The organism is Desulfosporosinus sp. BICA1-9 (assembly GCF_000802135.1).
In genome coordinates this window covers 17,313-27,583 of the sequence record NZ_JUEE01000014.1, presented here as the reverse complement: position 1 = coordinate 27,583, position 10,271 = coordinate 17,313, and the positions used below count along the sequence as shown (strand labels likewise).

Here is a 10,271-nt window from a genome sequence, read left to right as displayed (position 1 = left end):
CCGTTAGGCTACTATTAGGGCTCTCTGCCATATGCCGAGAACGGCACTTAGGCAGGTCACGTTTGACGCTCCATATAGTGTCTCCATACGTAGGTATCCGGTTGGTCTATACCCTGCTTACCGCAGGTGCGTCAATGGGCCTGCTTATACCCAATCCTTTTTATATTGGGGATACCCATTGATACCGGGGTTAATTCCGGCAGCGCCTCAAGCCACAGACCCGGATTCAGCCCATAGGCTTTACCATATATGGCCTGACTCGCCAGGCTACTCGACAGCAATTGCAGTCTAATCCTGACTTTACCGACATGCTGTTGTCCCCCAGAGGCTTTCGCATAAAGTTAGTCGGTTGTCTTACATCGCAATGCAGGAGCGATGATTTCTAGGAAATATATATGAAGCGCACAACGTGCGCACAAAGGGAGAGTATTGCTATGTCAACAAGTTTTGATAAAGACGACTATTTTAAAATTGATCCTGAATTTCATATTGTCGGGGATATGGAACATATAAACCATTTTCCAGGGGTACAGACCTGGTGGAAATCAATTGAGGGAGTAAAAAGACCAATGAGTGCTTTTATGCCAAAGGCGGCATGGCAGGGGATGGAACCTTGGGAAATAGAAAAACAGATTGATCCGGAAATGCTAGTGCTAATTTTAGACAAATACGGTATAGATATTGCGTGCCTGCTGCCTGAATCTATGATGGACACCACTGGATACACTTCCCGTTGGTGCTCAAACGGGGAAATGGCTAAGGTGGTTGATAAATATCCGGACCGATTTATCTATCATCCAAACTTGTCTCCCATAAAACATAAAGGAGTACAAAACACTATCTGGGAGATGGAATACTGGGTTAAGGAAAGGGGAGCAAAGATATTCAAGTTTTTTCCCTGTGAAGATACCTACATTAATGATCCGGAACTTTGGCCATTTTATGAGAAAGCACAAGAACTCGGCATTGTGCTATGTATCCACACTGGTTTTTGTTGGACTCCCCCAGGGAAGAGTAAGTACACTTTACCTATCATGCTTGATGATGTAGCAAGGGATTTCCCGGGACTAAAATTGGTCGCTTTCCACATGGGATATCCTTATTGTGATGATTTAAATATGGTTGCCATGGGACACCCCAATGTTTACCTTAGCCTGAGTTTACTCGTTCCCTGGGCTTTGGATGCTCCGCGAAAATTCGGCAAAATATTGGGAGAGGCCTTGCGTTTTGCCGGACCAGAACGAATCTTTTGGGGGACGGACTGTCCAGGGCTTAGCTTTGTAGCGAAATTTGCAGTCATGGGAATGCGTGAATATCAGTTCTCCAAGGAACTTCAAGAGGAATATGGCTATCCGGAAATTACCGATGAAATTCGTCGCATGATTTTTGGGGGTAACTTGGCGCGGCTATTGGGTATTGATCCTACTGTCAGAAGAGTCAAATAATATCTAGTAACGGATAAGGAGGGGGTCACATTGGATTTTAGTCTAAATGAAGATCAACTAATGCTAAGGGACAACATGCGAAAGTTTTGTAAGAAAGTACTTACTCCCGAATACGTAGCCTGGTTAGATGAAAACACAGATTTTGTACCTGACGATTTATGGCAGAAATTCTTAGACCTTGGATTCTTCGGAATATGTATTCCTGAGGAATACGGCGGAGCTGGTATGAGCTTTACCGACTTCGTTCTTGTCGGTGAAGAGATTGCGACAGCATCTTGGACGACTGCCATGTGTGTGATGGGCCCGGTAAGTTTCGGTTCACACATTATTATGCAAATGGGAACTAAAGAACAAAAAGATTTTTTCTTACCTAAGATTGTAAAGGGGGAACTCAAGTTTTCGCTGGCCATGACTGAACCTGGTGGTGGAACGGATATTATTAATGCTCTGAAATCCACAGCTGTTAAAAAGGGTGACAAATGGGTCATCAACGGACAGAAGGTTTTCATCACTGCGGGACATGTATCCGATTATCATTTGGTAGTTGCTTTAACAGACGACTCAAAAACCAATAAACGTCATAAATGTATATCCTGTTTTTTGGTGGATGCCAAAAATACACCGGGCATAACTGTTCGCTTAATTAAGAAGGTTGGCGGGCACGGCTGTGGAACGACCGAGATATTTTATGATAATGTTGAAATTCCTGAAAGCGCCTTACTGGGTGAACTGAATAATGGCTTTATGACTCTTCTAGAAGTAATGAATCCCGAGAGAATCGTTACAGCCCTTTTCTCTCTAGGTATTGCTAAAGCTGCCTATCAGGCTGCCCATCAATATTCTCTGGAAAGATACGCTTTTGGCAAACCTATTGGCCAGTTTATGGCTGTTCAACACTACTTAGCCGATATGATGATCGAAATTGAGAATGCTACGAATCTTATCTACAAATCTTGTTGGTTAATGGAACAGGAGTTACCCTACAACAAAGAAGCGGTAATGGCTAAGATTGTAGCGTGCAAGGCCTCAGAAATTGCTGCCATCAAGGGATCAGAAATTTTTGGCGGGTATGGTTTCTGTATGGAATATGAAATGCAGCGCCACTTTAGGGATTACAGACAAATGCAATTTTCCCCCATTAATGACGAAATGGCTAAAAACATGCTTGCAGGCTGGTCGGGCTTACCCAAGTCGTATTAAGAATTTATAAAAAAGGAGGTACACGTATGAGCAAAGGAGAGTTAGCAATTATCGGAAGTGGTGAAGTACCGTGCGGTTACTATCCCGACCGAAAAATGCTGGAAATAGCATCTTTGGTTGGCTACAAGGCAATCAAAGACGCAGGTATAAATAAAAACCAGATTGACGCAGTCATCGGTCAGATGGCGATACTGGATGGTGACTGGAATACCGAGGTTACCTTCGGGAGGCTACCTGAGGCCTTAGGCCTTAAGAATTGTAAAAACACCCAGCTAGTTTCCGGAGGTGGAGGTTCAAGCCATGCAGTGCGCAAAGCTGCAGCAGGACTGTTGTTAACCGGAGCAGCAGAAATGGTGCTTATCATTCACGCTCAGAAGTTTTCGGATTTTACACCGGGGCAGCAGGCGGAAGGCTTTGCCAAGGCTGGTTGCGACCCGGAATGGGAAATCCCCTACGGTATGAATTTCAACGCCTTGGGCGGTATGATTGCTGAGAGATATATGTACGAAACCGGTACTACCCCAGAGGAAATTGCGGCAGTGAGTGTATCACACCGCAAATGGGCTCAACTACAGGACAACGCTATGTTTAAGAAAGACCTAGCAATTGAACAGGTTCTCAAAGCTAAAATGGTGGCTACACCCTATACCACTTTAATGTGTAATGTACTGGCTGACGGGGGAAGTGCGTTTATTATGACTACAGCTGAGCGGGCGAAAAAGCTGGTACCCAAACCCGTGTACCTGTTGGGCGAGGGTTCCAGGTTCTCACACCGCAACCTGACCAAGTGTGCAGATTTGACCAGAATGGTGAATGAACCACCAGCTTTGGACGCTTACAAAATGGCTGGTCTTGGCCCCGAAGATATGGATATTGCTCAGGTTTACGGTGCATATCCAGCTAATATATTAATGTTTTTTGAAGCGATGGGATTTGCGAAACGGGGGGAAGGCGGAAAGGCTTTCCTAAGAGGAGATACTTGGCCGGGGGGCAGGATTCCAACCTGTACCAACAGTGAAGCCATGTCCTTTGGTCATACAGGTACCGGTGTAGGTACAGCTTTATTAGTAGAATCTGTTCGCCAGTTGCAGGGTAAGGCTGGCAGAGCTCAGGTACCTGGAGCACGTTTCCTTATTGAAAATTGTGGTGGCGGCGCTTGGATGGATACGCACATGGCGATACTTGGCAATGAAATTTCATAATGGAGGGAGGACAAAAGATGAGTTTAGATTACAATAAGCCACTACCAAAACCACAGAAGTGGAGTCAAGAATTCTGGAACGGAACTAAAATAAATAAGCTCCTTCTGAAAAAATGCAAAGAATGTGGACATTTAGATTTTCCGCCTTATATGTTCTGTACTGAATGTATGTCCCCGGAATCTGAATGGGTTGAATCTACTGGTAAAGGCATAATTTATTCCTTTTCCACCACCTATTTAGGAGCACCCCCGGCTTTTATTAAAGGCCAGCCTTATACATTGATCTTTGTTGATCTGGAAGAAGGAGTCCGTATACTCAGCAAAATCGTGGATTGCGAAGTGACAGATGTTAAAATCGGAATGAAAGTAGAGGCGGTATTTGATGCCGTAACCGAAGATACAACTCTTGTCATGTTCCGACCAGTAAAATAAGAGGGGGTAAGGTAAATGACAGAGTATAACCCCAATTTTAAATACCTAATTTATGAGAGAAAAGGGACAAATGGTGAGGCTCTTTGGCTGACCATGAATAATCCTTTAATGAAAAATGCGCTCAATGAACCCATGCAGCTGGAGTTGATTGAAGCGTTAGAACACACTTTAAACGATAATTCTATTCGTTGTGTGGTACTAACCGGATCGCCGGAAGGCGGTGCTTTCTGCGCTGGGGGAGACATTAGTCTGCTTAACAAATTGAACAACCTAGACGGATATGACTATTCATATCATCGCGGGAACCATATTCAGCATTTGTTTACTTATATGGAAAAACCGGTCATTGCAGCGGTTAATGGATATTGCTTGGCAGGTGGGTTGGAATTAGCCTTGTGTGCCGACTTCATTTATGCCTCGGAGAAAGCCTCTTTTGGATTGATGGAAATCAACTTGGGTGTTCTAGCGGGATGGGGCGGAATGACCCGACTTCCCAGAAAAATACCAGTTAACCGAGCTAAGGAAATGATTTACACAGCAGAACTGATTAAGCCTGATGAAGCATTGCGGATTGGTTTGGTAAATAAAGTATTTGCGCCCGATGAACTAATCCCTGCAGTCGAGAAAGCCATCGCAGCCATATTGTCCAAGCCTCCGCTAGCTGTTCGGGCGGCCAAGACGGTAATTAATGACGGAATCACTTGTGATAGCATTCAGGCTGCGCAGACGATCGAACGGGCTATGAATATGTGGTTGGTGAACACCGAGGATTTCAAAGAAGGTACTGCCAGCTTCCTGGAAAAGCGTAAACCGGAATTTAAAGGAAAATAATTGGGTAGGAAAAGTTAAATATTAGGGGAGTCAGGCAAAACAACGGGAACCCTGACCCCCTTAAATAACACATTTTCTAAGGCAGAGTATGCAAGGACCCAATGTATCGTTAATAAACCCATAAATCTCCAGAGTGGTTTAGGTAGGGAGTTGAAATAACAGATGGCAAAACTAGTTAGACTGGAAGAAGCAATTAGCAAGGTAGAGGATGGGATGACCCTAATGGTCGGAGGTTTTATTGGGTGCGGAGCCCCCGACCAACTCCTAGAAGAAGTTTGCCGGAAGGGAACCAAAGAGTTGACGCTCATCGCTAATGATACAGGCATTCTTGGGGATGCGATGTCTCAACTTATCGTTAAACGATGCGTAAGTAAGCTCATCGCAACCCACATTGGCACGAATAAAGAAACCGGAAAGCAAATGACTGCCGGTGAACTTGATGTAAAACTTGTCCCTCAGGGGACATTGGTCGAACAGATTCGAGCAGCAGGAGCAGGTTTAGGGGGAATCCTAACCCCAACAGGGATTGGAACGATTATAGAAGAAGGTAAGCAGAAACTAGTGATTAACGGAATAGAATATCTTCTGGAACTCCCCGTGCGAGCCAATGTGGCCTTGTTAAATGCCTTTAAAGCGGACAAGGCAGGAAATCTCGTATATCATCGTTCTGCCCGGAATTTTAATCCATTAATGGCCATGGCCGCAGATCTAGTTATAGCTCAAGTGAATCAGATCGTTGAAGTTGGGGAGATCGACCCGGATGAAGTCATAACCCCGGGTATTTTTATAGATTATTTGGTTCAGAAACAGCCTCAGGAGGTGTCCAAGGTTGGATAAGGAAGCGAGGATGGAGTGGCTTATAAAACGAGTGGCTAAAGAATTCAATGATGGAGATGTCGTAAATTTAGGAATTGGGATGCCAACTAAAGTAGCAAACGCTTTGCCAGAAGGAATAAAAATTATTCTTCAGTCTGAAAACGGCTTCATGGGGGTAGGCCCTGCCCCGGAAGCGGGAAAAGAAGATCCCGACACGGTTAATGCAGGAGGGCAATATGCAAGCATTTTACCGGGAGGATGCTGCTTTGACAGCGCCACGTCGTTTGCCATCATCCGGGGCGGTCATGTGGATGCTACGGTGCTCGGCGCCCTTCAAGTGGATGAAGAAGGGAATTTGGCCAACTGGATGGTTCCGGGCAAGCTCGTACCGGGCATGGGTGGGGCAATGGATCTGGTTGTGGGTGCGAAACGCGTTATTGTGGCCATGGAGCATATGGCCAAAAATGGTGGTTTTAAAGTATTGAAGAAGTGTACCTTGCCTTTGACGGCAGCAAAACAAGTCAATCTGATTATCACGGAAATGGGAGTCTTGGAAGTGACCTCTAAGGGTTTGGTTCTTAAGGAGATGGCCCCGGGCGTAACCTTCGAGGAAGTACAAGCCTGTACGGAGGCTTCTCTGATCACACCAGAAAAGATTGCAGTATGACTATGTATGACAATTATCTAATTTTAGAAAATAAACTATTATTATTTAGCAAAGAAGGAGATAATTTTGCATTCATCAATATTTCATGAAGAATACAAACGGAAGTTAAGGTCACTGGAAGATGCCGCCAAGCTAATTCAATCTGGAGACAAGATAGTGTCAAATCAATGTGCCAGCGAACCGGTAGGTTTATTAAATGCCATCGGTAAACGGGCAGAAGCAGGAGAATTTAACGATGTTGAGTACATTGGGTTTGGGCCTACATTATCGATAGATTGGATAAAACCCGAAGTTTATCCCCACTTAAGGGTAAATTCAGCTTTTATTCTTTCTCCTAAAGTGAGAGAGGCCGTAAATAAAGGATACGCAAATTTTATTCCAAACAATGCACATAATCTTCCTAAAACTATAACTAACTACATGTTAAAAAACCTTCCGCCAGGGAAGGCCAAAGTTATATCCAGTTCCGCACCAATGGACAAAAATGGGTATTTCTGTACAGCCACTGCACCCTTGTATTTTCATGAGCCAGCGCAGATGCAAAATACGATGGTGATCATGGAAGTTAACGAGAATCAGCCCTGGGTATTTGGGGATAACTTCATACACATATCGCAGGTTGATTATGTTGTAGAAAGTACCCAACCATTATTTTCGATACCTCCGGTGACAGATGGCTCGGCAGAGGATATTGCCATAGCTGATTTATTATTAGAAATGATTGAGGATGGGTCTACAATACAGTTGGGCATTGGTGGGATGCCTAATATACTAGGCAAACTTCTGGCCAATAAGCATGATTTAGGGGCCCATACGGAGATGCTGGGAGATGCCTATAAATACCTATGGGAATTAGGCGTCCTAAATGGGAAAAAGAAAACCTTGAGTCGCGGTAAAATATGTGCCTGTTTTGCTATGGGGTCAGTGGAAACGTATAAGTGGATGCACGAGAATCCGGCGGTGGAGATGCACGGCCAGGCTTGGACCAATAATCCATATATAATAGCTCAAAATAATAAAGTAATATCCATAAATCAAGCCATTGAAGTAGATCTAACTGGTCAGGTTGCTTCAGAAAGCATTGGCCCGAGGATACATAGTGGTACAGGTGGTCAGTTGGATTTCACTAGGGGAGCACAGCTATCGTCTGGGGGGAAAGGCTTTATCTGCCTTCGCTCGGCAGCCGACACTAAGAGTGGCAGAATTTCAAAGGTTGTTCCGTTGTTAAAACACGGTTCTGCGGTAACGACTCCCCGCCAGGACGTAAATTACGTCGTAACTGAATACGGGGTTGCCCAACTTCAAGGGAAGAGTATGAGAGAGCGTGCACAAGAGTTAATAAGTATTGCTCATCCTGATTTTAGAGCCGAACTCCGCGAAGAGGCGAGAATACTTAATTTGTTTTAAGCTTGCATTTGTGGTCTTTGCTTAATAGTTTCTGCCACTTCCAACTTTGGGAGGAGGATTAATATGACGTCTAACATAAATGGCCAAGAAAAAAGTCTTTGGCAGAAATTTATCGAAGGAGAGCCTATTGACACTTCAAAATTAAAGCCAGAAGTTTTAGATTCATGGCAAAGGTGTAAAGGCAAAGTTAATCCTCGCAAGGGAAAAAACTACGATATATGGTCTGCTAAGGATGTAGAACGAATCAAGCTAAAATACAGAGAATTGATAGAGATTGCTGTTCCAGCCATGGATAACTTTTATAATTTCGTCAAAGGTTCGGGCTTTTCAATAACACTAGAGGCAGTCGAGAATAATGATCATTTTGTACTTGAAGCAATTGGTGATCCTTCGGCATTAGCGATGCATGAAACAAGCAGGGCAGTTCAGGGAAGCAATTGGTCAGAAGCTGTGATGGGAACCAGTGCCTCCGCTATAGCTGTCTATCATGATCGACCTTTTCAGGTTCATCCTGATGAGCACTGGTGCGTGTGTCTCAAACACTGCACTACCTCATCAGCCCCTATACATGATCCAGATACTCAGGCAATAATTGGCACGTTAACTGTGGCTGCTAGTTATATCAAGGTCCAATCTCATACTTTAGGGATGGTAGTAGCTGCGGTTGACTCTATCGAGAAACAACTGGCAGTCCACCGCCTAGCCAAGAAGTCCGAGATTGCAAATCACTTTAAAACTGTAGTTATGGAATGTTTTTCCGACGGATTAATTGCTATAGATGAATTCAACTCGGTCATACATGTAAACCAAAAGGCTTTAGATATTTTAGGCTTTAAACAAAATCCTATTGGTCAAAATATCTTCGGCGTTTTGAATCGAAACTTTGGAATGATTAATCGGTACAGAGACCTTGCAGGGGTTATTAATTCCCAAGAAAGTGTTATGGATCGGTTTGTGAACATCCAAAACTCTGGGGGAATTATCAGATGTGTAGTTTCGACACGTTTTTTAGAATCAAACGGGGAGCTTCTCGGTAAAGTCCTGATTATTCAGCAGATGTCTCGAGCTGCAAAGTTCGTTACCAGTGCCTTGGGAAATTATGCCCGCTTTACTTTTTCCGATCTCATTGGACAAGAGCAAAAATTTCTTGACTGTATTAAGATCGGTATAAAAGTAGCTAAAACTTATTCAAATGTTTTAGTTTTGGGAGAAAGCGGAACTGGTAAGGAATTGTTCGCCCAAGCAATCCATAATGCAAGCTCGCGGAAAGATCAACCTTTCTTTGCCATTAATTGTGCTGCTATTCCACGAGACTTGTTAGGTAGTGAACTTTTCGGATATGTGGAAGGCGCCTTTACCGGGGCCAAAAAAGGAGGCAGTCCTGGAAAATTTGAACTGGCTGATGGAGGCACCATTTTTCTCGATGAGATTGGGGAAATGCCCTTAGACATGCAGACATCCCTCTTGCGTGTTCTTGAGGAGAAGGCAGTCAGCCGGGTCGGGGATAAAGGTGCCATTCCTGTAGATGTACGTGTCATTGTGGCTACGAATAGGGATCTAGAAAAAGAGGTAGAAATAGGAGAATTTCGTGCAGATTTGTACTACCGCATTAACGTTGTAAGCATTGAACTTCCGCCCCTACGAGATAGAAAAGGGGATATCTCTTTATTAATAGCTCACTTTGTCAAAAAAATGGCTGAACGAATGGAGACGAAAATAGACAGTATCGCACCAGATGTATATCGGAACTGTGCACTGTATGATTGGCCAGGGAATGTACGCGAGTTGCAGAACATAATAGAAAGGGCAGTGACTATGGTAGAGGGAAATACAATAAGTTCGCAATTATTCCCGGAAAGATTGGCTAAATTATCAATTGATTTTCCTCATAATTCAGAGGCGTGCAAACTTAGAGATTTTAGGAAGACGTTAGAGCATGACGCTATTCAAGCGTGCATTGAAACATGTGGAGGAAATATGACCCAGGTGGCTAAAGAGCTAGGTATTTCTCGTGCTACACTTTATCGTAAATTCAAACAAAACAATACCTCTTTAAATCATTAAACTCCAGGTTTTTTTAAAAAATAGTCCCATAAATATTAGTCTGAATTCGCATAAATTTGTTAATTCGGACTTGCCTATTATATTTCTATAAGAGTAACCCATTCACTTAATAATATTTTTCCTTTCCTATATAAATACCATAGTTAAATATCTGGATTTATTTATTCAGCCCCGGTCAATTTAATATGCTGCATGAATCTCGTCTTGG

At 43.5% G+C, this 10,271-nt stretch carries 10 protein-coding genes; 9 read left to right on the top strand and 1 reads right to left on the bottom strand.

Annotated features, from left to right (window positions below):
* Positions 1 to 131: 131 nt before the first annotated feature.
* Entirely contained in the window at positions 132 to 281 is a 150-nt protein-coding gene (locus tag JL57_RS33235; protein WP_291299564.1) for a hypothetical protein, read from the bottom strand.
* 153 nt (positions 282 to 434) lie between these two features.
* Here JL57_RS33235 and JL57_RS01270 point away from each other — a divergent pair, with 153 nt between their 5' ends.
* The 9 genes from JL57_RS01270 to JL57_RS01230 all read left to right on the top strand — a co-directional run bounded on the left by JL57_RS01270 (position 435) and on the right by JL57_RS01230 (position 10,063).
* Positions 435 to 1,445: an amidohydrolase family protein gene (locus JL57_RS01270; RefSeq protein WP_034140241.1), complete on the top strand. Its 1,011-nt coding sequence runs from the start codon at positions 435 to 437 to the stop codon at positions 1,443 to 1,445.
* Positions 1,446 to 1,475: 30 nt separating this feature from the next.
* Positions 1,476 to 2,645 carry an acyl-CoA dehydrogenase family protein gene (locus tag JL57_RS01265; protein ID WP_034140240.1) on the top strand — a complete coding sequence of 390 codons (1,170 nt, stop codon included), beginning with the start codon at positions 1,476 to 1,478 and terminating at the stop codon, positions 2,643 to 2,645.
* A 26-nt stretch (positions 2,646 to 2,671) separates the two neighbouring features.
* A complete protein-coding gene (locus JL57_RS01260) occupies positions 2,672 to 3,847 on the top strand; it encodes a thiolase family protein (RefSeq protein ID WP_034140239.1) in 1,176 nt (391 codons plus the stop codon).
* 17 nt (positions 3,848 to 3,864) lie between these two features.
* Entirely contained in the window at positions 3,865 to 4,278 is a 414-nt protein-coding gene (locus JL57_RS01255) for a Zn-ribbon domain-containing OB-fold protein (RefSeq protein WP_034140238.1), read from the top strand.
* Positions 4,279 to 4,293: 15 nt separating this feature from the next.
* Positions 4,294 to 5,109 (top strand): enoyl-CoA hydratase/isomerase family protein, encoded by an 816-nt coding sequence (locus JL57_RS01250; RefSeq protein WP_034140237.1) that lies wholly within the window; start codon positions 4,294 to 4,296, stop codon positions 5,107 to 5,109.
* Positions 5,110 to 5,271: 162 nt separating this feature from the next.
* Positions 5,272 to 5,946 carry a CoA transferase subunit A gene (locus JL57_RS01245; protein ID WP_034140236.1) on the top strand — a complete coding sequence of 225 codons (675 nt, stop codon included), beginning with the start codon at positions 5,272 to 5,274 and terminating at the stop codon, positions 5,944 to 5,946.
* Positions 5,947 to 5,956: 10 nt separating this feature from the next.
* Positions 5,957 to 6,592: a 3-oxoacid CoA-transferase subunit B gene (locus tag JL57_RS01240; RefSeq protein ID WP_034140244.1), complete on the top strand. Its 636-nt coding sequence runs from the start codon at positions 5,957 to 5,959 to the stop codon at positions 6,590 to 6,592.
* A 66-nt stretch (positions 6,593 to 6,658) separates the two neighbouring features.
* Positions 6,659 to 7,999, top strand: a complete 1,341-nt coding sequence (locus tag JL57_RS01235) for an acetyl-CoA hydrolase/transferase family protein (RefSeq protein ID WP_291299563.1) — start codon at positions 6,659 to 6,661, stop codon at positions 7,997 to 7,999.
* Between the two features lie 63 nt (positions 8,000 to 8,062).
* Entirely contained in the window at positions 8,063 to 10,063 is a 2,001-nt protein-coding gene (locus JL57_RS01230; RefSeq protein ID WP_034140234.1) for a sigma-54-dependent Fis family transcriptional regulator, read from the top strand.
* The last annotated feature ends 208 nt before the right edge of the window (positions 10,064 to 10,271 follow it).

Coding starts and splice junctions, on each gene's coding strand:
- JL57_RS01240 (WP_034140244.1), top strand. CDS start 5,957: ATGGAGTGGCTTATAAAACGAGTGGCTAAAGAATTCAATGATGGAGAT.
- JL57_RS01260 (WP_034140239.1), top strand. CDS start 2,672: ATGAGCAAAGGAGAGTTAGCAATTATCGGAAGTGGTGAAGTACCGTGC.
- JL57_RS01250 (WP_034140237.1), top strand. CDS start 4,294: ATGACAGAGTATAACCCCAATTTTAAATACCTAATTTATGAGAGAAAA.
- JL57_RS01245 (WP_034140236.1), top strand. CDS start 5,272: ATGGCAAAACTAGTTAGACTGGAAGAAGCAATTAGCAAGGTAGAGGAT.
- JL57_RS01230 (WP_034140234.1), top strand. CDS start 8,063: ATGACGTCTAACATAAATGGCCAAGAAAAAAGTCTTTGGCAGAAATTT.
- JL57_RS01270 (WP_034140241.1), top strand. CDS start 435: ATGTCAACAAGTTTTGATAAAGACGACTATTTTAAAATTGATCCTGAA.
- JL57_RS01255 (WP_034140238.1), top strand. CDS start 3,865: ATGAGTTTAGATTACAATAAGCCACTACCAAAACCACAGAAGTGGAGT.